Origin of the sequence: Puniceibacterium sediminis, assembly GCF_900188035.1 — a bacterium.
In the GTDB taxonomy this organism is placed as follows: domain Bacteria; phylum Pseudomonadota; class Alphaproteobacteria; order Rhodobacterales; family Rhodobacteraceae; genus Puniceibacterium; species Puniceibacterium sediminis.
The window spans coordinates 146,187-171,819 of sequence record NZ_FZNN01000001.1 but is presented as its reverse complement, the minus strand read 5'-3'; the positions used below and the strand labels follow the sequence as shown (position 1 = coordinate 171,819).

Here is a 25,633-nt window from a genome sequence, read left to right as displayed (position 1 = left end):
TTCGCCCCGCGCCCCGGTCCCAACAAAAAAGTCGCAATAAGGGAGACTGAAATGAAAAAAATCCTAATCGGCACCGCCGCACTGGTGCTTTCGACCTCTTTGGCCTTTGCCGCATCTCATTCGGTCGTCCGTCTGGGCACCGAAGGCGCCTACCCTCCGTACAACTTCATCAATGACGCAGGCGAGGTCGACGGCTTCGAACGCGAGCTGGGCGATGAACTTTGCGCCCGTGCCGAACTGACCTGCGAATGGGTCACAAACGACTGGGACAGCATCATCCCGAACCTCGTCTCGGGCAACTACGACGCCATCATCGCCGGCATGTCGATCACCGACGAACGGGACGAAGTCATCGACTTCACGTCGAATTACACCCAGCCCGACCCCTCGGCCTACCTCGCGCTGGAAGGCGCCGCGCCGGATTATGCCGGTGGCGTCTTTGCTGCACAGGCCGGTACGATCCAGGCCAGCTACATCGCCTCCTCCGGCGCCACGCTGGTTGAATTCGCGACACCGGACGAAACCGTCGCGGCCGTGCGCAACGGCGAGGCGGACGCAGTGCTGGCCGACAAGGCCTACCTCCTGCCCATCGCCGAAGAGTCGGGCGATCTTGCCATTGTCGGTGACGACGTCCTAATCGGCGGCGGCATCGGTCTGGGCATCCGCGAAAGCGATACCGAACTGAAGGCAAAGTTTTCTGGCGCAATCGATTCAATGAAGGCAGACGGCTCGCTCAACGCCCTCATCGAAAAGTGGCTGCCGGGCTCGGCCACTTTCTGAACCTAACTGGGGGAGGCACCAAGGCCTCCCCCTCTTCTATTTCCAGCTACGCACATTCCGACTCCAGTCAGGGGCGCTGACATTTTCAATTTCTGCACAGATCCCAGCACCCTGTCCGATGCCGCATGGCTCGGATGCTACCTGACGACCGGCAAACACATGGCGCTCTACTGGTCCTTCGGGACAGTTCTGCTGCTGCTGGCAATCACCGCGCCGACTGCGCTGGCCTTCGGCTTTGGCGGCGCGGCGGCCGCCCGTTCGCGTTTTCTGCCGCTGCGCTGGTTCGGGCAGGCCTATATCGCGCTCGTGCGTGGCGTTCCCGACATCGCATTTTTCCTGTTCTTCGTCATCGCGCTGGATCAGGCGTTCGAATATCTCCGACACAAGATCAAATGCCCCGACTGGGATCAGCCGATCCGGCAGGGCAACGATTTCGTGGTCTGTCAGGCCGCCAAGCTGCCGCTTGGAAATGCCGCGCAGTGGGTGCACGAAACCTATGGCTTCTTCCTCGCCGTGCTGACCTTTTCGATCGTCTTTGGCGCCTTCGCCGCCAACGTCCTTTACGGTGCCATGCGTGCCGTCCCCCACACCCAGTTGGAAACCGCCGAGGCCTATGGCATGACCCCGCGCCAGACCTTCCGCCGCATCCTCGTGCCACAGATGTGGGTCTATGCCCTGCCCGGTCTTTCGAACCTCTGGATGGTGCTGATCAAGGCGACGCCGCTGCTGTTCCTGCTCGGGGTCGAGGATATCGTCTATTGGGCGCGTGAATTGGGCGGATCCAAGACGCCGCGTTTCACCGATTATCCCCATGGTGACTGGCGCATGTGGTACTTCTTTGCGCTTCTCGTCTTCTACCTCTGTTTCACCCGCGTCTCGGAAATCGTGCTCGAAAGACTGATGATCAGGCTGACACACGGGCAGGCCACCATGGGTGGCGAAGCGCAGCGAAAGGCCAACGCATGAGCTGCTGGGACACCATCGCCGACTACGGGCTGCGATCCATCGGGATTGGCGAGCGCCTGTTGCCGCGTTCCGATTTCACCCTGTGCCAGCAGGTCGTGCTGATCGGGTCGGGGATGATCTGGAACATCTATTTCGGTATTGTGGCACTGGGCACTGGCTTCCTGCTTGCCACTGCCGTGGCGCTTGGCAAGGCGTCAAGCCACAAGGTCACGCGCAAGCTGTCCGAATGGTTCATCTTTGTCTTCCGGGGCTCACCGCTCTTCATCCAGTTCTTCTTTGCCTATTTCGGTTTCCAGGCCCTCAAGTCGGTCTCATCCGTCTTTGATGCCTTCTCGGCCGCCTGGCTTGGCGCACTGATCGTGCTTTTTCTCAACACCGCTGCCTATTCCGGCGAAATATTTTATGGCGCGCTGCGGTCGGTCCCCAAGGGCGATGCCGAGGCGGCAGATGCCTATGGTCTGTCCGGCTGGCCACGGTTCCGGCGGATCATCTGGCCCACGATGCTGCGCCTCGCCTGGCCCGCCTATACGAACGAGGCGATTTTCCTGTTCCACGCCACAACGCTGGTCTACTTTTCAGGCTTCCCCGCCTGGCAGCAGCGCGGCGATGCGCTCTACTATGCCAATTACTTTGCCGACAAGACCTTCAACCCCTTCGTGCCCTACCCGATCCTTGCTGGCTATTTCATCGTTCTGACGCTGATCGTCGTTTCTTTTTTCGGCCTGATCAACCGGCGTCTTAACCGCCACTTGCCACAGGAACGACGTGCAAAGATACGCTACCGCCCCAATCTGATCCGCTAATGCCCCAACATTCTGGGGCAGACAGTCCGCCAAGTCTGGAAGATCGGCCAGATTATTAGCTTGCAAGCCCCCCCGGGCAGTCGCTATCTCTAATTTGATCAAATTACTCTTATAACCGGTGTCCCATGTCCTCCGCCATGAAGAACTACCTGCGCAAACACCCAGAGGTCCGCACGATCCGCGTCGCGGCTGCCGATCTTAACGGTCAGCCCCGTGGCAAGCGCGTGCCGTCGCGCTTTGCCGACAAGGTGGTCGAGGATGGCACCCGCTTTCCGATGTCCGTCCTCAACCTCGACATCTGGGGCGAAGATATCGACAACAGCCCGCTGGTTTTCGAAACCGGCGATGCCGACGGTGTCCTGAAACCGACCGAACGTGGCTTTGTCCCGATGCCCTGGCTTGAGGCACCGACCGCCCTGCTGCCGATCTGGATGTTCCGCGAAGATGGCCGCCCCTACGAAGGTGACCCGCGCCAGACTCTGAAGACCGTGCTGGATCGGTTCAAGGAAAAGGGTCTGACCCCCGTCGTCGCGGTCGAGTTGGAATTCTTCCTGATCGACGATTCCGGGCGAAACCTTCAGGTGCCGATCTCACCGCGTTCGATCAAGCGTCGCAAGGCTGCCGAGACGATGTCGATCCGTGCGCTCGACAGTTTTGACTCCTTCTTTACCGATCTCTACGACGCCTGCGAGGCCATGGACATTCCCGCCGACACCGCGATTTCCGAGGCCGGGCTTGGCCAGTTCGAAATCAACCTGATGCATGGCGACGATGCCCTGCGCGCCGCCGATGATGCCTGGCTGTTCAAGCTGCTGGTCAAGGGACTTGCCCGTCGCCACGGCTTTGCCGCATCGTTCATGGCGAAACCGTACGAGGACTACGCCGGTTCCGGCCTGCACACGCATTTTTCCGTCGTGGACAAAAACGGCGCGAACATCTTTGACGATGGCGGCCCAAGAGGTACGGCGCTGATGCGCCACGCCGTCGCGGGATGTATGAACGCGATGCACGACTGTGCCCTGATTTTCGCGCCGCACCAGAACTCATTTGACCGGATGGTGCCGGGGGCGCATGCGCCTTCAGGCATTTGCTGGGCCTATGAAAATCGTACTGCGGCAATCCGCATTCCGTCGGGCAGTTCTGCTGCGCGTCGGATCGAACACCGTGTGGCCGGGGGCGACGTGAACCCCTACCTCATGCTCGCCGCCATTCTGGGTGCTGCGCTGAACGGAATCGAAGACGGGGTCGAGCCACCCGAACCGATCACCGGCAACGCCTATGCGCTCGAGCTGCCCCGCATCCCGACGACCTGGGGTGAGGCGATCGACGCATTCGAGAACAGCACGATTGTGCCGCGCATCTTCTCGGCCGAGCTCATCCGCAACCTCGTGTCGACCAAGCGACAGGAGCTTTTCTACATGGCGGAGCTTAGCCCCAACGAACAGGTCGAAATCTATCTCGACACTGTCTGACCCTTGCACGGACGGGCGCCCCCCCTTGTCGCCTGTCCGCCGCATCCCTAGCTTTGTTATGACATTCCTAAAAAATGGTGCCTTATGAAAATCGGCATTCTGCAAACCGGCCACGTCGCAGATGACCTTGTCGCCGAGAATGGCGACTATCCAGAAATCTTCGCCCAGTTCCTGTCCGGGCGCGGTCTCACATTCCAGAACTACGCTGTAGTGGACGGCGAATTTCCCGACGGCCCCGAAGACGCCGACGGCTGGCTCATCACCGGATCGCGCTTTGGCGCTTACGAAGATCACCCCTGGATCGCGCCTCTGGAACAGCTGGTGCGCGACATCTACGCCTCGGGCCTGCCGCTGATCGGGGTCTGTTTCGGCCACCAGATCATCGCACAGGCTCTTGGTGGCAAAGTCGAGAAATACGGCGGCGGCTGGTCCGTTGGCCGCACCGCCTATGAAATCAACGGCGAGACCCTGAACCTGAACGCCTGGCATCAGGATCAGGTAACTGCCCTGCCCGAGGGCGCGCAGAACATCTCGAGCACCGATTTCTGCACGCATGCCGCCGTTCTGTATGGCGACCGGGCCTTCACCATCCAGCCCCACCCCGAGATCAACCGTACCTATATCAAGGGTCTGCTCGAAACCCGCGCCCCCGGCGTGGTGCCCGAAGACCTGCGCCAGGACGCTCTGGCCCAGCTCGACAACGATACCGACAGCGTGCGGCTTGCCGAGATGTTCGCCCTGTTCTTTACCGAAAAGAGGATAGCATGACCGACTGGACAGACGCCCTCCCCGAGGCTGCAAAGGCGTTCCTTGAAAACCGACGCCTGGACGAGGTCGAATGCATCATCTCGGACCTGCCCGGCATTGCCCGAGGCAAGGCGGTTCCGGCATCAAAATACGCACGGCAAAAGTATTTCCACCTGCCGGATTCGATCTTTTTCCAGACCATCACCGGCGACTGGGGTGAGGCGGCGGACGAGAACGAAGGGTTCATCGAACGTGACATGATCCTGAAGCCGGACATGTCCACGGCCACTGCCGCCCCCTGGACTGGCGACTGGACGCTCCAGATCATCCACGACGCCTATGACCGCAAGGGCCGAGCAGTTGGCTGCGCACCGCGCAACGTGCTGAAACGGGTTTGTGATCTTTACAAGGCGCAGGGCTGGCAGCCGGTCGTTGCGCCCGAGATGGAATTCTATCTGGTCGCGCGAAACATCGACCCGGCCAAAAGCATTGAACCGATGATGGGCCGTTCTGGCCGCCCCGCAGCCGCACGTCAGGCCTATTCGATGACGGCAGTGGACGAATTCGGCCCGGTGATCGACGATATCTACGATTTTGCCGAGGCGCAGGGATTCGAGATTGATGGCATCACCCAGGAAGGTGGCGCCGGCCAATTGGAGATCAACCTGGCCCATGGCGATCCGGTCAAGCTGGCGGACGAGGTGTTCTTTTTCAAACGCCTGATCCGCGAGGCAGCGCTGCGCCACAACTGTTTCGCCACCTTCATGGCAAAACCCATCGCCGATGAACCCGGTTCAGCCATGCACATCCACCACTCGGTGCTGGACATGGAGACTGGCAAAAGCATCTTCACCGGCCCAGCGGGTGGTGAAACGGATGCGTTTTTCAATTTCATCGGCGGACTGCAGACGCACATGCCGGCAGCGCTGGCTGTGATGGCGCCCTATGTGAACAGCTATCGCCGCTATGTAAAAGATCACGCAGCACCGATCAATCTGGAATGGGGCCGCGACAACCGCACCACTGGCATCCGTATCCCGCTGTCGGGGCCGGAATCGCGCCGGGTCGAAAACCGTATCGCGGGCATGGACTGCAATCCCTACCTTGGCATCGCGGCCTCGCTCGCCTGTGGCTATCTGGGCATGATGCAGGAACTGCGCCCCACCAAGCAGTTCAAAGGCGATGCCTATGAAGGCGAGGGCGACATCCCCCGCGTGCTTGGTCAGGCGCTGGATCTGTTCGACGCCTCCAAGGACCTTCACGAGGTGCTGGGGCCGGAATTCGCGCGGGTCTATTCCATCGTGAAGCGGACGGAGTATGAAGAGTTCCTTCAGGTGATTTCCCCATGGGAACGCGAGCATCTTTTGCTGAACGTCTGAGCCAGTATCATTGTCGGACCGGGGCGATGCCCCCGGTCCGCCGGCTTATTTTTCGAAGAGAAGAAACAGGGGAGCCGAGCGGATGGATCTGCTGTTTTCCAATGACAAACGCGGCCAGTATCCGCAGAGTTGGTACGCCGCGACGGCGGACACCTTAGAACCATTTGCCCCGCTCAAGGGCGAGACGCGGGCGGATGTCTGCATTGTTGGCGGCGGCTACACCGGCCTGTCGGCGGCGCTACATCTAGCGCAGGCCGGTCTGGACGTGGTTCTGCTTGAGGCACATCGCGTCGGCTTTGGCGCGTCGGGGCGCAATGGCGGGCAGCTTGGATCGGGCCAGCGGCAGGATCAAAAGGTACTCGAGTCGATGCTGGGCGCGGACCATGCCCGCAAGCTCTGGGAACTGGGTGAGGACGCCAAGGCGCTGGTCAAGTCGCTGATTGCCGAACACGCGATCGACTGCCATCTGAAACCCGGCGTGGCCTGGACGGCATCAGCGGAAACCGACGTTGGCGATCTGCATGGATATGCCGAACACCTGTCGCAGCGCTATGGCTATGACCAGATCGAGACGCTGGACCGGGACGCCTGTTTCGCGCTTTGCCCTTCGCCCGATTACAAAGGCGGAATTTTGGATATGGGCGCCGGACATCTGCATCCCCTGCGCTTTGCACAAGGCCTGGCCCGTGCCGCCACAGCGGCGGGTGTGCGGATCCATGAGACGAGCCATGTGCATCACATCGTCAAGGGCGATCCGGCCACGGTTCAAACCGATGCAGGCCGGGTGAGCGCGCGGCACGTGATCCTTGCGGCGAATGGCTACCTTGGGGGGCTGGAACGCAGGGTCGCGGCGCGGGTCATGCCGATCAACAATTTCATTGTCGCAACCGAACCTCTGGGAGCGCGTGCCCAAGAGGTGCTGACCCGGGACGTAGCCGTTGCCGATTCCCGTTTCGTTGTGAATTATTTCCGCCTGAGCCATGACAAACGCCTGCTGTTCGGCGGTGGCGAAAGTTATGGCTACCGTTTTCCTTCCGACATCCGATCAGTGGTGTCAAAACCGATGCTCAAGGTCTTTCCACACCTCAGCGACGTCAAGCTCGACTACGCTTGGGGAGGCACGCTGGCGATCACCATGAAGCGTATGCCCTACCTCACCCGCCCGGCGCCGAACATGCTCTCGGCCACAGGCTATTCCGGGCATGGAGTCGGCACCGCAGTGCACGCAGGTCAGCTCATGGCGCGGGCGATCCAGGGCCAGGCCGAAGGGTTCGACACCCTGGCCTCCGTGCCCCTGCCCGCCTTCCCCGGTGGTCCGGCGATGCGCAATCCGCTTCTTGTCCTCGCGATGACTTGGTACGCCCTGCGCGATCGGCTGGGTGTGTGACCGCGATTCCGTCACAGGATTTTCACTTGGGGAAGTTCCACGCCTGATTTACAAAACCTGACACTGACCTTCAGGAATTTGAAAATGACGCCGATCCCGGACATGCACGATGCGGAACCGATCCCCGAGGAAGCCCGCGCAGAAATCGACAGGCTGCTCAGATCAGGCGACCTGTTCCGGTACCACGCGCCCGCAGACGCGCCAGTCAGCCTGTTGGAAGCCGAATTCGCCGCGCAGTTGGGATCGAAATACGCGCTGGCGGTCAGCAGTTGCTCGGCTGCACTGTTTATTGCGCTCAAGGCGCTGGATCTGCCGCGCGACGCCAAAGTGCTCATCCCCGGCTTTACCTTCGCCGCAGTGCCTTCGGCTGTGGTGCATGCCGATTGCATCCCGGTGTTGTGCGAAGTTGGCGGTGACTACCGTATCGACCTTGATGATTTCGCCGCCCGGCTGGACGGGGTGCAGGCGGTCATAATCAGCCATATGCGCGGTCACACCTCGGATATGGATGCGATTCTGGCGCTATGCGATGCCCGCCAGATCCCGGTGATCGAGGATGCCGCCCATAGTCTGGGGACAACTTGGGGCGGGCGTAATATCGGTACTCTGGGCCGGATTGGTTGCTTCAGTTTTCAAAGCTACAAGCTGATCAATGCCGGCGAAGGCGGGATTCTTGTGACCGACGATGCGGAACTTGTGGCCCGCGCGATCATCATGTCCGGGGCCTACGAACACAACTGGGCCAAACATCCGGTACTCGGGGCTGCCTGCACGAAATGGCAAAACAAACTGCCGCTTTATAATCTGCGCCTGTCCAACCTCGCAGCCGCGGTCATCCGCCCGCAGCTGCCGCATATCGCACGCCGTGTGACAGACGGGCGGCGCAACCATGACCATGTTGCCGCGGCGCTGAACGCCTGCCCTTGGATCGAAGTCCCCGACAAGCTGCCGCAGGAACAGCGCGCGCCGGATTCGCTGCAGTTCAATCTATGCGGCATGTCGGATTCGCAGGTATTGGACTTTTCCAACGTGGCAGGCGCTGCGGGCGTCAAGGTGCAGAATTTCGGGCTGAGCGTCGACAATGCTCGGGCGTTCTGGAACTGGAAGTTTCTGCCCGATCTGCCTGACCTGCCCCGAACCCGCGCCATGCTCATGCGGGCCTGCGACACCCGGCTGCCTGCGCGACTCACGCTCGACGAATGTTCGGCGGTGGCGGATGCCCTGCTCAGTGCGGCGCATCAGGTAATGGACCGGCAGAAGGCTTATGCCACCTGATCCGCCGAAACCTTTGCGTCGTCATCTGTCCATAATTCCTCCGGAGAGCACGAGGGGCTGGCCCCTCGTGCCGTCACCAGACGCGGCACTTTCGAAAGGATGTTTCAGCCGCCCAGCTTGTTGAGCTTCTTCTGCAGCGCAGCAAGCTCTTTCTTTATTGCGTCCAGATCCTCGGGGGTGCCCTCTTCCTCGGCTTCGGGTCCAGACCACTGCTTGCCCACAGTGCCGGTCATGGCCTTGATAAAGGCTTCCTGCTGAGCCTGCACCGCCTCGAATCCGGGCACCTTTGTCATCGGATTGATCGAACCCATGTTCTCGACCCACTTCGACTGGCTGTCGCGAAACATCTCAAAGCTTTGTGCCAGGAACTGCGGGACGACGCTGGTCGCCTGTGTCGTATAGCTGCGCACAAGGTCGGTGAGGACATTGATCGGCAACACGCTTTCACCCTTACTCTCGTGCTCGGCCACGATTTGCAGCAAGTACTGACGGGTCAGATCATCGCCAGATTTCAGATCGACGATCTTCACCTCACGGCCGATGCGGATAAATCCGGCAATATCTTCAAGCGTTACGTAATCGCTGGTCTCAGTGTTATACAGCCTGCGACTGGCATAGCGTTTGATCAGCAGCGGTTTGTCTGGATCAGCCACGAAGTCCCTCCCAAAGATGCAGCGGTGCAGCAAAGTCTAGGCGGCTGTTGCACAAAAGAAAAGGCCAAGCTTTGCGCATATGCACAGACACTATGCTGCACGTAAAAAAGGCGGGATCCGAAGATCCCGCCCACCGAACTGCACCACTTGGGAGGAGAATGGTGCAATTCTCAAAGCTGTGCGTGCTTTGAATACTAGCTAAACTGTCCAAAACTTACTTTGCCGGAGCTGTGGCCTTCTTCGCAGCGGCAGTCGCGTCGTTAGTAGCTTTCTTGATGGCCGCGGAAGCATCCTCGGTGATGTCCTTGCCAGCCGCCATCATCAGCTCGACGGTGTCCATCTGGATCTTCTTCGCAATTTCAGCGAAAGCCGACATGTTCTCGGCAGCGGTTTCGGCCTGGGCAGATGCAAAGTCGGTCATCGCCTTGGCGTAGTCAGCCGGCTCGGACTTGGCTTTGGACATTTCCGACAGCTTGGTCAGAGTTTCTTTTGCCCACTTGGACGAAATCTCGGACGACTTGTTGGCCGCTTCCAGAGCCACACCCGAAAGCTTCTCGCTCAGAGTTGCTGTTGTCTTGAATGCATCGTCCATAGCCTTCGTATCCACGGGGAATGCGCCCATCATGTCTTTGATGGCAGCGGTGAAATCTTGTGCTTTAGCAACCATTGTATTGATCCTTTTGCTTATGGCGGGCCCACCCCGCCTTTCCTTAAGCTGCCCCTAATATGCATGCTGCAGTGCAGCATTTCAAGGAAAAATGCCGCGCTGCAGCAAAATTCTGCAACCTATTGATTTGGCTTGGTTGCCTTGATCTTTACATAGGTTCCCGGAGCAGGTTCGAGGCTGGGATGCGCCGAATCACCGGGCTGACGGGCCTCAATCCACTTGCCCGAACGCTTTGCCAGCCAAGCCTCCCACCGCGGCCACCAGGAACCATTGGTGAACTCTGCCGTCTTCAGCCACTCATCAGGTGAGAGGTTCATATCATCGTTTGTATAATGGCCGTACTTCTTCTTGCTGGGCGGGTTGACGATGCCAGCGATATGCCCGGACTCTGAAACCACAAAGGTCTTGGATCGGCTGCCCATCTTCTGCACGCCCCGATAGCAATCCTTCCAGGCAGCGATGTGATCCGTCTCGCAGGCTATCGACATCAGCGGAACCGACACGTCCTTCAGGTTTAGTGTGTGTCCCATCAACTCGAAACCGCCATCAGCGAACTTGTTGTCCTGACACAGCTTGCGCAAATACTGCACCGCCATCTTGCCCGGCAGATTCGCCCCGTCCCCATTCCAGTACAGCAGATCAAAGGCCGGGGGCGTCTCACCCATCATGTAGCTTTTGATGGCAGGACCATAGATCAGATCGTTCGAGCGCAGATAAGAAAAGGTCCGTGCCATGATGAAGGACTTGAGCAGCCCGGTATCACCAATCTCGTTCTCGATGCCGTCGATAAAGTCGTTTTGCAGGAAGGGTGTGAACTCTCCCTGATCGCTGAAATCAGTCAGCGCAGTAAAAAAAGTCGCGGATTTGACCGATTTGTCCCCATCCTGTTTCATCAGCGACAAGGTCAGGCTTAGCGTCGTGCCGGCGATACAGTAGCCAACAGCGTTGACCTTTTCCTGCTTCGTGATTGCCTTGGCTTCGCGGATGGCCGTCAGAAATCCTTCGTCGATATAGGTGTCGAGCCCCACGTCAGCATAGCTTTCGTCCGGGTTGATCCAGCTGACTACAAACAGGGTATAGCCCTGATCAACAACCCAGCGGATCAGGCTGTTCTCGGGCTTGAGATCAAGGATATAGAACTTGTTGATCCACGGCGGGAACAGCACGATTGGTATCTCGCGCACCTTTTCGGTGGTGGGGCTGTACTGAATCAGCTCCAACATCCGGTTGCGATAGACCACCTCGCCCTTGGCGGTGGCGATGTTCTTGCCGATCTCAAACGCACTCTCGTCGGCAAGGCGGACCACCAACTCGCCATTGTTGGCTTCCAGATCCGCCACCAAATTCTCAAGCCCCTTGACCAACGACGCGCCATCGGTCTCGACCGCTTTTTGCAGTGCGTCGGGATTTGTCGAGAAAAAGTTGGTCGGCGCCATCATATCCACGATCTGGCGCGCAAAGTAGCGCAGCCGCCGCTTTTCCAGCGGCTCCATGTCATCGATCTTTTCGACCGCCTCTTGCACTGCTGCGGCGTTGATCAGGTACTGCTGCTTGATAAAGTTGAAATAGGGATGACTGTCCCACATCGGATTGGAAAACCGCCGGTCCTTGGGGCCGGGATCCGCAGGTGCCTCAAGTTTGCCCTTGGCCAGTGCCTGCTGCGCCTCGACAAAGTGAGTGACGGATCTGCCCCAAAAACTAATCTGATGTTCAAGGATTCTTGACGGATTATGAACCCATTCCTGCCAGTATGCCTTCAGCGCCTTGCCATACAATTCCTGCCCGGGGCCAGACAGGGCGGGGTTCACACGCTGCTTGCTGCCCATCGCCGAAAGAAGCCTCTGGGTCAGCGCCTCTACTTTGGTCAAGTTTTCATTCAGCCGCTCCAGATCTTCGGATGCGACGATGTCATTAGTTGTCATTGCGAGATTTCCCCCCTATCTTCGCTGCTGTGCAGAATACCGTCGCCTCAGTCGGGGGGCAAAGCGACGATTTAGCTCGGACCCCACTCCGAAACAAAGGAGACGCATCATGCGCCACATGGCCACATACGACCTGATGGAGACCATCAGGAACACAAATCAATGGATGGGCGCCACGGCGCGTACCGTTGCGTCTTACCCTGCATTCGCGCTTTTTTCCAACCCGGCGATCCAATGGATGGCTGCGTGGGGTGAAGTGGCGGAGCGCAGCTTTGAGCGGATGAATGCCAAGCCGGACTGGGGCATACGCTCTATCACCTGTGCCGACGGCAGGGATCATCTCGTCAACATTGAAACGGTGGTTCAACGCCCCTTTGGCGATCTGCTTCATTTCGATGTTGCTGGCCGCGCCGAACAAAAGCGCAAGATACTTCTGGTTGCACCGATGTCCGGCCACTACGCCACGCTTCTTCGGTCGACTGTGATTTCGCTTATTCCCGACTGCGAGGTCTATGTCACCGATTGGCACAATGCCCGCGACGTGCCCGTCAGCGCCGGCAAATTCGACATTGAGGATTACACCCTCTACCTTGTTGATTTCATGCGCCATCTAGGTCCCGACACTCATGTGATCGCGGTCTGCCAGCCAGCGCCTTTGACACTGGCGGCCACCGCCTACCTCGCCGAGGAAGATCCCGACGCGCAGCCCCGTTCGCTCACGCTCATTGGCGGTCCTATCGACCCCGATGCAACTCCGACGGATGTCACTGACTTTGGACGGCGCGTCACGATGGGTCAACTGGAAGAGACCGCAATTCAACGCGTTGGCTTTTCTTATCCGGGTGTCGGACGGCTTGTCTACCCCGGCCTCCTGCAGCTCTCGTCCTTCGTCTCTATGAATCTGGACCGCCACTCCAAGGCCTTTGGCGATCAGATCATGCGCGTTGCACGTGGCGAGGCCTCGGACCACGACGCCCACAACCGTTTCTACGACGAATACCTCGCCGTGATGGACATGCCGGGCGAATTCTACCTCTCGACCGTCGAACGGATCTTCAAGAACGGCGAGATTGCAAAGAACGAATTCGTCGTGAACGGCAAACCAGTGGATATCGGAAAGATCACCAAGGTCGCAGTCAAGACCGTCGAAGGTGCGAACGATGATATCTCGGCCCCCGGTCAGTGCATCGCGGCGCTTGCCCTGTGCACCGGCCTGCCCGATTCGATGAAGGCAAGCCATCTGGAACCGGGTGCGGGCCATTACGGCATCTTCGCCGGCAAGAGCTGGCGTAATAACATTCGCCCACTGGTGCTTGAATTCATCGATGCGAACTCGGGTAAAAAGCCGACAGCGGCAAACAGCAACGCGGCCTGACGCAAAACTCCAGTAATTTTTCAAAGGCCCGGCAGGATGACCTGTCGGGCCTTTTTACGCTCCGCCTCAGCGTGCCGCGTCGAACACCATATCCATCATCGCCTGCGTTCCGCGCGAAAACTCCAGCGGGCAGGCGAACTCTGCCCCGCCTCGAACCGCAGTGTTAAAGGCTTCGACTTGCTGCACATACTGGTTGTCCGCAGTGAACCGCCACACTTGCGATGCCTGGTCTGCGCCGGACAGGTCAATCCGCGCTTCGCCGTAACTGCCGGCATTGAACGGCGCCGAAAGCTTCATGAGCCCCTTGTCGCCATGGAATACCATCTCCTGAAACGGCGCCAGACGCATCGAAACCATGCCGGTGTAATGGAACGACGGGAACTGTGCAGTCAGGTGCGCCGTGGTATCCACGTCGCCGTCCCAATCAATCTGCGTTGAAAGAATCGCCTCGGGCTCTTCTCCGGTGACGAAACGCGTGGCGCCAAAGATGTAAACGCCGATATCACGCAGACCACCGCCGCCGATATTCTTGCGGTTGCGGATATTGCCCGGATCCGGGTTGTTGTAGCTGAAGGTCCCTGCAACGCGACGGATCTGCCCCAGAACCCCGTCGCGATACAGGGCTTGCGCCTTGATCCACTGCGGGTGATGCACGATCATATAGGCCTCGGCGATCAGCAGGCCGGTCCGATCGCGCAGCGCGATGAGATCGTCGATCTCGCCCGCCTCCAGCGCAATGGGCTTTTCACAGAGCACATGCTTGCCCGCTTCGGCCGCCTTTGTAGCCCATTCAACATGCAGATGGTTCGGCAGCGGAATGTAGACCGCGTCGATCCCCGGATCTGCCAGAAGCGCCTCGTAGCTGTCATACAGCTGCAAGCCCGGCGCCATGCTGACAAAATCCACCGCCTTGGCCGGATCTGATGTCGCAAGCGCTGCCAATTCGCCTCCCGCCGCCAGATGAATGGCCGGCGCCATCTGGCGCTTTGCGAAATTCGACGCTCCCAGAATGCCCCATCTTACCGTTTTCGACATGTCCCGCTCCCTATCCTGATGACACCACAGTTAGCGCGAACAAGACCGGAAAAGCCAGAGCGTCTGACCATGGCCCAGCGTAGGTTTACTAGTTCAAAAATTCGCCGCCGGAGACGAAAAATATTCCTAACGAGCCGAAAAAAAGGCGGCCGGGGAAACCCGACCGCCATCTGACATTTGGCAAACGTACAGGATCAGGCCTGAGACATCATCCCTTGATCACGCGCCAACTCGCGCATCCGCTTCTGCAGCTTTTCGAAGGCTCTCACCTCGATCTGACGGATACGTTCGCGGCTGACGTTGTACTGAGTGCTCAGATCCTCAAGCGTCACGGTCTGATCGGATAGACGCCGCTGGGTCAAGATATCCTTTTCCCGGTCGTTCAGCACGTCCATCGCACTGGCAAGCAGGGCGCGGCGGGCCTCAAGCTCGTCACGCTCGGCATAGTCGCCGGCCTGATCGGCGTCCTCGTCTTCAAGCCAGTCCTGCCACTGCATAGATCCTTCGCCCTCGGAACCGACAGTCGCGTTCAGCGACGCATCGCCCCCCGACATACGACGGTTCATCGAGATGACTTCGGTTTCGGTCACGCCCAGATCGGTTGCGATCTTGGTTACATGTTCCGGGCGCAGGTCGCCCTCTTCCAGTGCGCCGATCTTTGACTTGGCCTTGCGCAGGTTAAAGAACAGCTTCTTCTGGCCCGAGGTCGTGCCCATCTTCACCAGCGACCAGGACCGCAGGATATATTCCTGAATCGAGGCCCGGATCCACCACATCGCGTAGGTCGCCAGACGGAAGCCTTTTTCGGGATCAAAGCGCTTTACCGCCTGCATCAGGCCGACATTCGCCTCAGATATGACTTCGGCCTGAGGCAAACCGTAACCGCGATAACCCATCGCGATCTTTGCTGCCAACCGCAGGTGAGACGTGACCATCCTGTGGGCCGCTTCGGTGTCCTGCTCTTCGACCCAGCGTTTGGCCAACATGTATTCTTCTTCCGGCTCAAGCAGCGGGAATTTCCGAATTTGTTGCAGATAACGGCTCAGCCCACCTTCCGGTGACGGGGCCGGCAGATTGCCATAATTACTCATCCCTCTTCCCTCCATTTGTCGGGGCCGCGCAATGTATAAACGCTTAACATACATATGGGCAGCGGCCCGAGGGGTTTCAAGCGCATAGCGCGCCATTCGTTAAAGAGAGCTTAACGCATACGGCAGCGATGTGGATCCCTATGTCAGTGCGCTCACGCGCATGTGCTGTTTGTGAGAGCCCCTCAGGCGCGCAAATGCGCAATGAGGTTCTCCATATCTTCTGGCAGGGGGGCCTCGAACTGCATCCATTCCCCGCTGACAGGATGTTTAAAGCCAAGCTCTGCCGCATGCAGCGCCTGACGAGAAAACCGCTGCACTGCCTCGGCGGCCTCGGGTGATACAGCAGAAGCCGCCAGTTTGCGCCGCCCGCCATAGGTCGGATCACCCACAAGCCCGTGCCCGATATGCGCCATATGCACGCGAATCTGGTGCGTGCGCCCAGTTTCCAGACGGCATTCCAGCAGCGCGAGGGTCGGCGGTGTCCCAAAACTCTCGAGCACTCGCGCCCGCGTCACCGCATGTCTGCCCTGTCCAAAGAACACAGCCTGTTTCTGCCGGTCCGTCCGGTGCCGCGCCAGTTGAGTCGTCACCTTGATCACCGCCCCCGGCTCGGCCGACACCCCGCGGATACCACGCAGCCGGGGATCACCGGTGTCTGGCACCCCATAACAAAGCGCGAGGTAGGATCGTGCCGCTGTATGAGCCTCGAACTGGGCCGCGAGGCCATGATGGGCGCGGTCCGATTTAGCCACCACCAGCAACCCGCTGGTATCCTTATCGATGCGGTGCACGATCCCAGGGCGTTTTTCGCCACCCACGCCGGACAGATTGCCGCCGAAATGATGCAGCAGGGCGTTTACCAGCGTCCCCGAGGGCGAACCCGGCGCCGGATGCACCACCATGCCTACGGGTTTGTTCACGACGATGAGGTCCGCATCTTCATAGACGATGTCCAGGGCTATCGGCTCGGGGCCGATATGACTCTCTTCGGCTTCCGGCAGAACGATGTCGATTTCGTCACCCTCGGCCACCTTGGCCTTGGGATCGGCCAGTGCAGCGCCGCCGCAGGACACATGGCCCTCGGCGATCAGCCGGGCCAGCCTTGTGCGCGACAGCGCCGCTTCCTCTGGCACATCGCGCGCCAGCGCCTTATCAAGGCGCGGCGGCGGTGCCGCGCCAATCACCACCCGCAAAACGTTGGACGCCATGACCGATACCCCCGAGCCGCCCCTGCCCGAGCCGGCCAATCTGAAATTCCTGCGGTTGCTTGTCACGACGCTGACAGCCACCATGATCGTCGGGCTTCTAATCATCATCACGCTGATTGTCATCCGCTACCGTGACCGCAGTGCGCCTTTGCCCGATACAATCACTTTGCCGGACGGGGCCACAGCCACGGCATTCACCCAAGGGCCGGACTGGTACGCGGTGGTGACGGGCGACAATCACATACTGATCTTCGATCGCAGCACGGGTGTCCTGCGCCAGACAATCGACGTCGATTAAAGGTCGACCTCCCAAGTCTGCTCCACCAGATCCACGCCGAAACTGTGCACCGGATTCGACTCGACCAGCCGCCAGCCGTTACGGGCATAAAGCGCGCAGGCCGCCTTGTGGCTTTCGTGGGTCCAGAGCACCATGCGGCGATATCCCGTTTCGCGTGCGTAGCCCATGCAGGCCTGCAACAGCCTCAGGCCAAGCCCCTTTCCGCGAGCGGCAGGCGTCAGAAGGAACAGCCGCAACTTGGCGGTTTCTGTATCTTGGCGAACGCAAAAGATGCTCCCCAGCCGCTGACCGTCCTCCACGGCGATCCAGGCCCGTTCGCAGGCAGGATCCCGTTCACGTTGATAGGTTTCAAGGATACCAGCCACCAGCGGACCAAAGCTTTCGTCAAAGCCTTCGGCACGCGCGTAAAGTTCGCCGTGCTGCGCAACCAGCCAGCCGACATCGCCTGCTTCCAGATCTCGCAACGTTACCACCATGGCATTAGGTAACCCGGTCCGCGCTTGCATTTCAACGGTCTGCATCGTAGGGAAACGCCCTTGATACAGACCGCCGCAAAGACGCCTGCATGGGCGGATGCGCGGCCCCCGCCCCCGGAGCGCGCCATGAGCATCAATACCGAACGCGACGTCGAAGCCAACCTTCAGATAGGTCCCACCGATATTGGCATGGTGCGTCTCTTCGTCCTGACCGATCAACTCGAAATCCCGATGGACTTCACGCCCGAAGAGGCCGACGAAATCGCCGAGGAAATCCGCGCCGCCGCCGCCGCCGCCCGCAAGGTCAAGCCGCGCGGCAAGCGCTAACTCGATCCCAGCCCAAAGTCGGGATCCCGTAGTAATTGCAGCCGCTGCGCAGCATGTGCGGCGAACCGGCGAATCAGGGCATTGCGCCGCGCCCCTGCCAGCTTTGCCTCGGGTGCCATTCGCAGGATTTCGGCATCGTAGGCATCCGCGATGATCAGACCGGTGCCCTCGGGCAGCAGATCGGTGGGAAATTCCTGATCCACGGCCCAGAAGTATCTGTCACACCAGTCAAGATAACCCTGCCATTTGACGTCCGACATGAAATCCGCGCGGCTCGACTTGCATTCGACCACCCAGATTTCGCCCTTCGGACCCAGCGCCATTACATCGACCCGCTTGCCGCGCTCTGGCGTGAACTCTTCGATCACGGAAAATCCGTGGCTCGCCAGGTGGCGGCACACGCCGCGTGCCAGCAACTGGCCGGGCATCAGGGGAATATCAGGCTGCATGGACATAGGTAAATGTACGAACAATAGGTGAACAAATGCAACCCCCACCACAGAACCCTTCCATCGTGGCCACTGACGCTTAGATTATGCAAAATACGTATCCCTCGAAGGAGCCGACATGACCGAAGACACCAGGCTGACCTCGGCCCAGGCGCGCGGCGTGCGCTATGCCCGCGAGTTGGAAAACCACCTCAGTTGGCTCGAAACCTTCTCGGGCACCGCATTGGGCGTTCTGGCCGTGGCCTCGGGGATCTACACCTACCTTGGGGTTTCCACGCTCCTCGATGACAACGGCGCGATGTCGGTCTTTGCCGCGATCGCTTATTCCGTCGCGGTGTCAGTCGGTATTTTCGTATTCTGGTCCTACCTCATGCGGCTTTTCCCGGCGGTGCGGTCCAAGGGGGCAAAGGCCGGGTTGCTGGCCTCCATGGGCCTTGGCTCTCTGGCGATCATCGCCATGTCTTCCTGGCTCAATGCGGCAGCGCTGGCCGGATCGGCGGCCGTTGAACAGCACCTTGCCAAGACCGTGCAGGACTACCAGTCGTCACTGGAACGGGTACACGAGGTTGCTCTGACCGGTCAGTCGTTGGAACGCGATGTCGCCCGCGTCCGCCAAAGTTTTGAAGACCTTTCCGAACAAGAGGCCGCCGGTTCGCTGTCCGGCCTTGCAGGGCGCGGCGCGGTGTTCCGCGTGTTGCGGCAGAAAGCCTCTGAACTCTCTGGCCTTGAGGCACAGATCGCCGCCCAGACGCCGCTGGTTGAACAGGCCTTTGCCCAAGGCAACAGCATCCTGTCGCGGATGCGTGCCCTTACCGTTGAACCCGGCCCGGTCGAGGCGCGCTCGGTCGAATTCTCTGAATCCGCCGTGCAGCTGCAGGGCCTCATCGCGCAGATGCGCCAGCTTTCTGTCGCGGCTTTGGTCGAACGCGCGGCGCAGGACCTGTCGGCCTCGGTCGTCCTGCCGGAGCTCGACGGCGGGACAGAGGCGAACCGTGGCAGCCAGGCCGCCACTATCACATCCGTCCTTGAGGTACTTTCGCAGCGCGCCACGACGCTGGAACGGGCCGCACAAGACGTTCTGGCCCTGCAACCGGCGGAAGAGGTTACCTATACGCCGATCTCTTCGGCCGACGCCGTAATCCTTTATGCCCGCAATTTCGTGCCGTCCTGGGCCGGCGCCATTGCCATTGACCTGCTGCCTGCCGTTCTTGTCTTTATCCTTGCCATTACCCAATCCGCCATCCGATCGGGACGTGAAGGCGTTGGGGTCGAGGACACCATGACCATTGCCGAACTACGGGCTGCCCTTAGCGCCGTGCGCGATGTCGAAGAGGCGATCAGCTTTCGACCGGACCCCGCCTTGACAGCGCAGGCTGCGGCACCTGAGCCATCGACGACGGTGGCTGAAGGCAGCGCAGAAACCCCAGCCGACTCCGCCGCCCAACACGCAGACATCTCCCGCCTCCCGGGAAAAACCGCCTGATGCGCAGTTTCTCGATTTCGCGGGTGCTGACCGGCGCGTTGGTGGTCCAGCTTGGCATCGGCGCGCTGCTGGTGCTGGACGACATACGCGAAGGCGGCTTCCGGTTGCCGAATTTCGGCCCTAGCGCCCCCCGACTCAGCGAACCAGTGCACCCCGGGGATCAGCGCCGCACATTCAACCCCTCCCGCGACCGCCCGCCACAGTCCCCCCTCCGGGACGCGGATGCCCTGCCCGACCGACTGACCCTGACACAGGACAGCGGCGGCATGTGGCGGCTGGAGGGCGGCATTGAAAGCGGCGATGCTGCGCGCATCCGCGCCCAGATCGACGCCGCCGAAACGCCGATCGAGACGCTGATACTGCAAAGCCCCGGCGGATCGGTGCAGGCTGCATTGGAACTGGGGCGATACCTGCGCGAAGTTGGGATCGATACCCGGATACTGGACGGCGAATTCTGCTATTCCGCGTGCCCCTACCTGTTTGTCGGCGGCGTCGGACGGCAGATAGCCGAAGGCGCGTCGGTCGGGGTTCACCAGCACTATTTTGGTAAAAGCTCCCTCTTGCCCGCCTTTGCCGCAGTCGAAGACATCCAGCGCGGTCAGGGCGAGGTTATGATCTATCTAGAAGAAATGGGAATAGACCCACTGGTCATGCGACACGCGCTGACCACACCCTCGGACGAGATTTATATTCTTCTACCCGAAGAGCTTGAACGCTATGGATTTGTCGGTTCGGAATAATAGCGCAGGACAGGCCGACCCGGCGGCGACCGCCATCCCGACTCGGGGAAAAGTATGCTTTGGGAACGAAGCTGTAAAACTGACACACAATCCGCGCCGATGCCCCTTGTCGAAGGTCCACCCAGCGCCTAACTTGTGCGGTGGCGGGTTTCTGCTCTTCTCGTTTATGGTTGCATTCCGGTGGCCTTAAGCAATTCCGAGGGAGTTGGCTCTGTCCGGATCCTGGTCCGGTTACCTGACGCCCACCTGTACATACAGGTCCTCGGGAATGAGATAACCACACGGTTGCTGCGGTTCCCGCCACTGAAGAACGCCCGCCAGAAATGGGGGGCGTTTTTTGCAATCTGAAACGCAGTCCCGGGACCGGTCTCATGGGCGCTGCGGCATTTCGCTAAGAGGATCCACAAAAGGCCTTTGATCTCGGCCCCGCTTCGATCCTCTTCACGAACGCCTGCAGATCCCGAAGCTTCCGGATGGCAGCTACATATTTTTAGCAGCGTCACTTCCTATCCTATGTCACGATCATCCCTCACGAAAAATACCAGACCACCATGCAACCGATTGAAACGCCGACATTTCAAATCCAGCCTGACGCTTCCGAGTGCAACGCAAAATCTTTCCGGGCGCGGATAAACTGCGCGGGTAACGGTACAAACGCCCCTCACCTGGCACAGATGAGTGTATTTTGAGGATGTGAGCCATCACCATGGGCCGTGCCGAAAATAGAAATAGCGCGCCAGAATACTGGAGCGCTATTATCAGTGGTCTGCAATGAAAAGCCGTTCAATCCCCGGGGCGGGCTTTGTTCCGGAAACGCTGGACAGACATGCCTGGTCAGAATGCTTCGGGACGCGCCTCGCGCGCCATGTGATCCAGCACCGCATTCACAAAGCTGGGTTCCTTGCCATCAGGATAGAACGCGCCGGCAATATCAACGTATTCCTTGATCACGACCCGTGGCGGCGTGTCGGAATTGACCAGCTCGGCCCCGGCGGCGCGGAAAAGTGCGCGGATCGTCGGGTCGATCCGTGCAATCGCCCATTTCGCAACGATGGCGCGGTCAGCCATCTGGTCGATCTTGCCCTGCCAGGCCACGGCATCCTCGATCGTTTTGGTAAACAGATCGACATCGCCTTCCATCATCTCGTCGCCCTCATAGATCTCGCCAAAGCGGTGATCCAGAAACTCGAGCCGCACCTGATCGACGGTCTGGCTGGAATGCTCCATTTGGAACAGCGCCTGCACAGCATAGAGCCGTGCCGCCGATTTCATCTTGCGCTTCATGTTCCCCGAAGGGGCGGTGGATGGCGTGGTCATGCGGAGGTCTTGCCCTTGATGCTTGCAGCGATCTGGTATTCGTCCCGGGCGGGTTTGAACCCCACGCCCTCGCGCTGGCCGCCCCACTTACGGCTGAGCGCGATCAGATGCAAGGCCGCAGCGGCAGCACCGCCACCCTTGTTTTGTCCTGCCGCCTCGGCGCGCGCTTCAGCCTGGGCCATATTCTCGACCGTCAGGATGCCGTTGCCGATACACAACCCCTGCAGGCCCAGCAGTGCGAGCCCGCGCGAGGAATCGTTGCACACCGTGTCGTAATGAGTCGTCTCACCCCGGATGATGCACCCCAGCGCGACATAGCCGTCAAAGTTGCTGAGCCGTTCGGCGATGCCGACGGCGGTCGGAACCTCCAGCGCTCCGGGCACTTCGACCGTTTCGTGTGTCCCGCCGGATGCTTCGATCTCGGCCCGTGCGCCAGCCAACAGCTGATCGGCGATGGCGCGGTAATAGGGCGCGACCACGATCAGCATCTTCACCGGCTTGTCGAATTCTGCGCGCGGCAGGGTGTAGTGCGCTTCACTAGCGGCCATTATCCAAGCTCCGAGATTTTCTGGGTTCCAGTGATTTCCAGACCATAGGCTTCAAGCCCGACAACCTTGGGCGTCGGCGAATTGGTCAGCAGCGTCAATTTCGACAGTCCAAGTGAGGACAGAATCTGCGCGCCCAGGCCATACTGGCGCAGTGTTCTGGGCGACACGTCATCATGGTGGTCCAGCTTCATCGCCGTGTCACGCAGCAGCACGACAACACCGCGTCCCTCGCGGGCGACGGCCTCCATCGCGTGATGGAACTCGGACGCACGACCCTTTGGTCCGGTGCCGATCACGTCCAGCATCGGGTCCATGGCGTGCATGCGCACCAGTATCGGCGCGTCGCCGGAAAGGTCGCCCTTGGTCAGGACGATGTGTTCGTCGCCATGGGTTTCATCCGTGTAAATCCGCATGTTCCATTCGCCGCCGAATTCGGAGGTGATCACTTCTTCCTTGCGCACCCGCACAAGGTTGTCGTTGCGCCGCCGGTAGGAAATCAGATCACTGATCGTGCCGATCTTCAGCCCGTGGCGCTGCGAAAACGCGACCAGTTCCGGCAACCGCGACATTGTACCGTCTTCGTTCATGATCTCGCAGATCACACCGGCCGCGTTCAGACCGGCAAGCCGTGCCACATCCACCGCCGCTTCGGTATGGCCCGCACGCACCAGCACGCCGCCATCTTTCGCGCGCAGAGGGAACACATGCCCCGGCGTCGCGATGTCCTGTTCACCCTTTGAGGCGTCAATCGCCACGGCGATGGTCTTGGCCCGGTCAGCAGCGGAAATGCCGGTTGTCACCCCTTCGCGCGCCTCGATCGAGGTGGTGAAAGCCGTTTCGTGGCGCGACGAATTGTTGGTCGACATGAGCTTCAGGCCCAACTGTTCGACACGGTTGGCAGTCATCGCAAGGCAGATCAAGCCGCGTCCGTAGAGCGCCATGAAGTTCACCGCATCCGGCGTCGCCCATTGCGCCGGGATCACCAGATCGCCTTCATTCTCGCGGTCTTCGTGATCGACCAGAATGAACATGCGCCCGTTTCGTGCATCTTCGATGATCTCTTCGACGGATGAGATCGCGTCTTTCCAGCTTTCTTCGACTGAACCGGGGGTTTCGTAATCCGCCATGGGACCTCCGCAAATGTCGCCGCCACGGGTGCGGCCAAGGGTTACGCGCCAGATAAGCCACACAGACGCAATTGACCAGTGCGACGTGACGGGGCGAGGAGCCGCCAAAGCGTATGGCACTGGGGCAGTCAGGGCTGATTAGCGCGCGCGATCGCACCGTCAGGGACGGCGAGCTGCCCATGGGGGCGCGACAAGAGCCATCCCTGCAAAGGAAAACGGCACAAACGCGCAGCCTGTGATACACTATTCAAATTGATGAAAATGGATTTCAAACATGCCCGATTCCCGCGATAGCGACCCGGTCGCAGCAGATTTGACAGCCCCCATCGCCCCTGCACGGTCCAACCTGGCGCCAATCGATTCCCTGCCTTTCACCGTCAGCCTGCGCCGGGTGAACCTTGGCGTCGGTTACACAGCGGCCTGCCTGCCGCTTGCGGTCTGGCTGCCCGGTTTTCTGCTGGGTACCTGCGCGCAGAACAACGGGTTGGATTCGATCAGCCACTATTACTACAGCCCCATCGGCGGCGATCTTTTTGTCGGCGCGCTGTTCCTGATCGGCATGCTCATGCTGTTCTTCTTCACCGTCCCCGATGCCGCCGTAGGCGTTGAGGCGGTCAGCCAGGTCGATGAATACCGCCGTTTCAGCCAACGCGACCTGCGGCTGGCCCAGATCGCCGGGGCAATGGCATTTCTGATCGCCCTCATGCCCACAAACGGGTCAGGCTGCTCTTTGTCTGACGATACGATGCGCGCCTTTTACGTGGCCGCGCCTGGCAGTGGACTTTTTAGGAGCGGAACACAGAGTGTCAATCAGGCGGTCATCGGCTTTGACCTTGGGGCGATCTCCGGCATCCCTTTCACTGCGCTGATCCACAGCCTGGCCGCTGGCGTGATGTTCTCAATCCTCGGCTACTTTTCGCTATTCGTCTTCACGCGCGTACAATCGGCCAAGTCGATGAAGACCGCCACCTCAACCGGCTTCAAGAAAAAGATGCGCAACGTGATCTACGTCACATCGGGCATCACCATCTTTGCCGCCGTTTTTGCACTGATCTTCAAATACGCGGCCTGCATAGGCGCAAAAGACTGCTCCTATGACGCCAGTAACTTCACGTTCTGGGCAGAAGCCATCGCGCTGCTCGCCTTCGGGTTCAGTTGGCTGACCAAGGGGCGGTTCATCGGCTGGCTGGCCGACGAACCTTAACCACGCGCCGCATAAAGCGACACCGCCGCTGCGTTGGACACGTTGAGCGACCCGAAATCGCCCGCGAAATCGATCCTCACCAAGGCATCACAAGTCTCTTTGGTCTTTTCACGCAGCCCCGGCCCCTCGGCCCCCAGCACCAGCGCCACGGCCCGGTCACGCCGACCTTCCAGCGCGGATTCGATGGTCTGCTCGGCCTCGCCATCCAGTCCCACGATGAAATAGCCCATGACCTTCAGCCGCTCCATCGTATCGGCCAGATTGCGTTCCCGCAGGTAGGGCTGCCGTTCCAGCGCGCCGCTGGCTGTTTTTGCAAGGGCCCCGGTCTCGGGCGCGCTGTGGTGTAGCGTGCCGATAACCGCACAGGCACCGAATACCTCGGCCGAACGCAGAATCGCGCCGACGTTATGCGGATCAGTCACCCGGTCCAGCAAAAGCACCCGTGGCGGACGCGTGCCGTCGCCCAATGCCACATCTTCCAGCCGCCCCCAATTCAGCGCCTTCACCTCAAGCGCGGCCCCCTGGTGCACAGACTGCGGATCCAGCGGCGCGGAAAACCGGCGTGGATCGCTGATTTCGGGTTCGATCCCTGCGGTGGCGATCGCGTCCTCCAGCTTGCTCTGCGCATTCAGCGTCACGATCAGCCGCAGCTTTTCGCGTTTCGGGTTCATCAGAGCATCGCGCACCGCATGCAGCCCGAAAAGCCACACCGTCTCAGCCGCCGACGCCTTGCGCGACTGTTCTTTTTCCACGACCCATTTGGGTTTTTTCACCATGTTCCGGCCCTTTTCGAGATCCGCGGGACCATGGGCAAAGCCGACGACGACCGCAAGGGATTTTCCGGTTGACGCCGGATTTATGCCCGAGTAATCACCCCCTCACGTCAACGCACCCCGGTGCATTG

General features: G+C 60.0%; 26 protein-coding genes. 14 read left to right on the top strand and 12 right to left on the bottom strand.

The annotated features are described in order from the left end of the window. Positions 1-51: 51 nt before the first annotated feature. The 8 genes from CHB75_RS00865 to CHB75_RS00830 all read left to right on the top strand — a co-directional run bounded on the left by CHB75_RS00865 (position 52) and on the right by CHB75_RS00830 (position 8,809). Positions 52-780: a transporter substrate-binding domain-containing protein gene (locus CHB75_RS00865; protein ID WP_089268625.1), complete on the top strand. Its 729-nt coding sequence runs from the start codon at positions 52-54 to the stop codon at positions 778-780. A gap of 81 nt (positions 781-861) precedes the next feature. Further along, positions 862-1,746, top strand: coding sequence for an ABC transporter permease (locus tag CHB75_RS00860; protein ID WP_089268624.1), 885 nt, complete (start codon positions 862-864; stop codon positions 1,744-1,746). Further along, positions 1,743-2,549, top strand: coding sequence for an ABC transporter permease (locus CHB75_RS00855; protein WP_089268623.1), 807 nt, complete (start codon positions 1,743-1,745; stop codon positions 2,547-2,549). Before CHB75_RS00860 ends, CHB75_RS00855 begins: the two co-directional genes overlap by 4 nt. A 137-nt stretch (positions 2,550-2,686) precedes the next feature. After that, entirely contained in the window at positions 2,687-4,021 is a 1,335-nt protein-coding gene (locus tag CHB75_RS00850) for a glutamine synthetase family protein (RefSeq protein WP_089268966.1), read from the top strand. An 84-nt stretch (positions 4,022-4,105) separates the two neighbouring features. Next, on the top strand, positions 4,106-4,789 hold the full coding sequence (locus CHB75_RS00845; RefSeq protein ID WP_089268622.1) for a type 1 glutamine amidotransferase: 684 nt from the start codon (positions 4,106-4,108) through the stop codon (positions 4,787-4,789). Beyond that, entirely contained in the window at positions 4,786-6,147 is a 1,362-nt protein-coding gene (locus tag CHB75_RS00840; protein WP_089268621.1) for a glutamine synthetase family protein, read from the top strand. The genes CHB75_RS00845 and CHB75_RS00840 overlap by 4 nt, the downstream gene beginning before the upstream one ends. Positions 6,148-6,229: 82 nt before the next feature. Next, the gene (locus tag CHB75_RS00835) at positions 6,230-7,534 is read left to right on the top strand and encodes an NAD(P)/FAD-dependent oxidoreductase (RefSeq protein ID WP_089268620.1); all 1,305 of its coding nucleotides are present in this window, start codon (positions 6,230-6,232) and stop codon (positions 7,532-7,534) included. Positions 7,535-7,618: 84 nt separating this feature from the next. Further along, complete coding sequence (locus CHB75_RS00830) at positions 7,619-8,809, top strand: DegT/DnrJ/EryC1/StrS family aminotransferase (RefSeq protein WP_089268619.1); 1,191 nt, start codon at positions 7,619-7,621, stop codon at positions 8,807-8,809. Between the two features lie 104 nt (positions 8,810-8,913). On the opposite strand, the gene phaR is transcribed toward CHB75_RS00830, so the two are convergent. The 3 genes from phaR to CHB75_RS00815 form a co-directional block, all read right to left on the bottom strand. Further along, complete coding sequence (gene phaR / locus CHB75_RS00825) at positions 8,914-9,462, bottom strand: polyhydroxyalkanoate synthesis repressor PhaR (protein WP_089268618.1); 549 nt, start codon at positions 9,460-9,462, stop codon at positions 8,914-8,916. Between the two features lie 214 nt (positions 9,463-9,676). Then, entirely contained in the window at positions 9,677-10,129 is a 453-nt protein-coding gene (locus tag CHB75_RS00820; RefSeq protein ID WP_089268617.1) for a phasin family protein, read from the bottom strand. 119 nt (positions 10,130-10,248) lie between these two features. Further along, a complete protein-coding gene (locus CHB75_RS00815) occupies positions 10,249-12,051 on the bottom strand; it encodes a PHA/PHB synthase family protein (RefSeq protein WP_089268616.1) in 1,803 nt (600 codons plus the stop codon). A gap of 109 nt (positions 12,052-12,160) precedes the next feature. Here CHB75_RS00815 and phaZ point away from each other — a divergent pair, with 109 nt between their 5' ends. Further along, positions 12,161-13,426, top strand: coding sequence for a polyhydroxyalkanoate depolymerase (gene phaZ, locus CHB75_RS00810; protein WP_089268615.1), 1,266 nt, complete (start codon positions 12,161-12,163; stop codon positions 13,424-13,426). Positions 13,427-13,492: 66 nt separating this feature from the next. Here the strand turns inward: phaZ and CHB75_RS00805 are convergent, their stop codons facing one another. The 3 genes from CHB75_RS00805 to CHB75_RS00795 all read right to left on the bottom strand — a co-directional run bounded on the left by CHB75_RS00805 (position 13,493) and on the right by CHB75_RS00795 (position 16,760). Next, positions 13,493-14,461 (bottom strand): Gfo/Idh/MocA family protein, encoded by a 969-nt coding sequence (locus tag CHB75_RS00805; RefSeq protein ID WP_089268614.1) that lies wholly within the window; start codon positions 14,459-14,461, stop codon positions 13,493-13,495. A 194-nt stretch (positions 14,462-14,655) separates the two neighbouring features. Beyond that, a complete protein-coding gene (rpoH, locus tag CHB75_RS00800; protein WP_089268613.1) occupies positions 14,656-15,552 on the bottom strand; it encodes an RNA polymerase sigma factor RpoH in 897 nt (298 codons plus the stop codon). A 182-nt stretch (positions 15,553-15,734) separates the two neighbouring features. Beyond that, the gene (locus CHB75_RS00795) at positions 15,735-16,760 is read right to left on the bottom strand and encodes an RluA family pseudouridine synthase (protein ID WP_089268612.1); all 1,026 of its coding nucleotides are present in this window, start codon (positions 16,758-16,760) and stop codon (positions 15,735-15,737) included. Here CHB75_RS00795 and CHB75_RS00790 point away from each other — a divergent pair. Next, positions 16,759-17,058 carry a DUF6476 family protein gene (locus tag CHB75_RS00790; protein ID WP_089268611.1) on the top strand — a complete coding sequence of 100 codons (300 nt, stop codon included), beginning with the start codon at positions 16,759-16,761 and terminating at the stop codon, positions 17,056-17,058. The genes CHB75_RS00795 and CHB75_RS00790 overlap by 2 nt on opposite strands. Here CHB75_RS00790 and CHB75_RS00785 read toward each other — a convergent pair. Next, positions 17,055-17,579 (bottom strand): GNAT family N-acetyltransferase, encoded by a 525-nt coding sequence (locus CHB75_RS00785; protein WP_425439477.1) that lies wholly within the window; start codon positions 17,577-17,579, stop codon positions 17,055-17,057. The two genes, CHB75_RS00790 and CHB75_RS00785, sit on opposite strands and share 4 nt — an antisense overlap. Positions 17,580-17,660: 81 nt before the next feature. On the opposite strand from CHB75_RS00785, the gene CHB75_RS00780 reads away from it, so the two are divergent. Beyond that, a complete protein-coding gene (locus CHB75_RS00780; RefSeq protein WP_089268610.1) occupies positions 17,661-17,861 on the top strand; it encodes a DUF6324 family protein in 201 nt (66 codons plus the stop codon). Here the strand turns inward: CHB75_RS00780 and CHB75_RS00775 are convergent. Beyond that, positions 17,858-18,316: an MmcB family DNA repair protein gene (locus CHB75_RS00775; RefSeq protein WP_089268609.1), complete on the bottom strand. Its 459-nt coding sequence runs from the start codon at positions 18,314-18,316 to the stop codon at positions 17,858-17,860. The two genes, CHB75_RS00780 and CHB75_RS00775, sit on opposite strands and share 4 nt — an antisense overlap. 112 nt (positions 18,317-18,428) lie before the next feature. Here CHB75_RS00775 and CHB75_RS00770 point away from each other — a divergent pair, with 112 nt between their 5' ends. Further along, positions 18,429-19,793, top strand: a complete 1,365-nt coding sequence (locus tag CHB75_RS00770; protein ID WP_089268608.1) for an AAA family ATPase — start codon at positions 18,429-18,431, stop codon at positions 19,791-19,793. Continuing rightward, positions 19,793-20,533, top strand: coding sequence for a COG3904 family protein (locus CHB75_RS00765; protein ID WP_089268607.1), 741 nt, complete (start codon positions 19,793-19,795; stop codon positions 20,531-20,533). Before CHB75_RS00770 ends, CHB75_RS00765 begins: the two co-directional genes overlap by 1 nt. 834 nt (positions 20,534-21,367) lie before the next feature. On the opposite strand, the gene nusB is transcribed toward CHB75_RS00765, so the two are convergent. Genes nusB through ribB form a run of 3 tightly spaced genes read right to left on the bottom strand, consistent with a single transcriptional unit; the run spans position 21,368 to position 23,525 of the window. Then, entirely contained in the window at positions 21,368-21,850 is a 483-nt protein-coding gene (nusB, locus tag CHB75_RS00760; protein ID WP_089268606.1) for a transcription antitermination factor NusB, read from the bottom strand. Then, a complete protein-coding gene (locus CHB75_RS00755; RefSeq protein WP_089268605.1) occupies positions 21,847-22,398 on the bottom strand; it encodes a 6,7-dimethyl-8-ribityllumazine synthase in 552 nt (183 codons plus the stop codon). The genes nusB and CHB75_RS00755 overlap by 4 nt, the downstream gene beginning before the upstream one ends. Beyond that, positions 22,398-23,525, bottom strand: a complete 1,128-nt coding sequence (gene ribB, locus CHB75_RS00750) for a 3,4-dihydroxy-2-butanone-4-phosphate synthase (RefSeq protein WP_089268604.1) — start codon at positions 23,523-23,525, stop codon at positions 22,398-22,400. Before ribB ends, CHB75_RS00755 begins: the two co-directional genes overlap by 1 nt. Positions 23,526-23,799: 274 nt before the next feature. On the opposite strand from ribB, the gene CHB75_RS00745 reads away from it, so the two are divergent. Continuing rightward, on the top strand, positions 23,800-24,729 hold the full coding sequence (locus tag CHB75_RS00745; RefSeq protein WP_089268603.1) for a hypothetical protein: 930 nt from the start codon (positions 23,800-23,802) through the stop codon (positions 24,727-24,729). Here the strand turns inward: CHB75_RS00745 and rlmB are convergent. Continuing rightward, the gene (gene rlmB / locus CHB75_RS00740) at positions 24,726-25,505 is read right to left on the bottom strand and encodes a 23S rRNA (guanosine(2251)-2'-O)-methyltransferase RlmB (protein ID WP_089268602.1); all 780 of its coding nucleotides are present in this window, start codon (positions 25,503-25,505) and stop codon (positions 24,726-24,728) included. The genes CHB75_RS00745 and rlmB overlap by 4 nt on opposite strands. Positions 25,506-25,633: the final 128 nt, after the last annotated feature.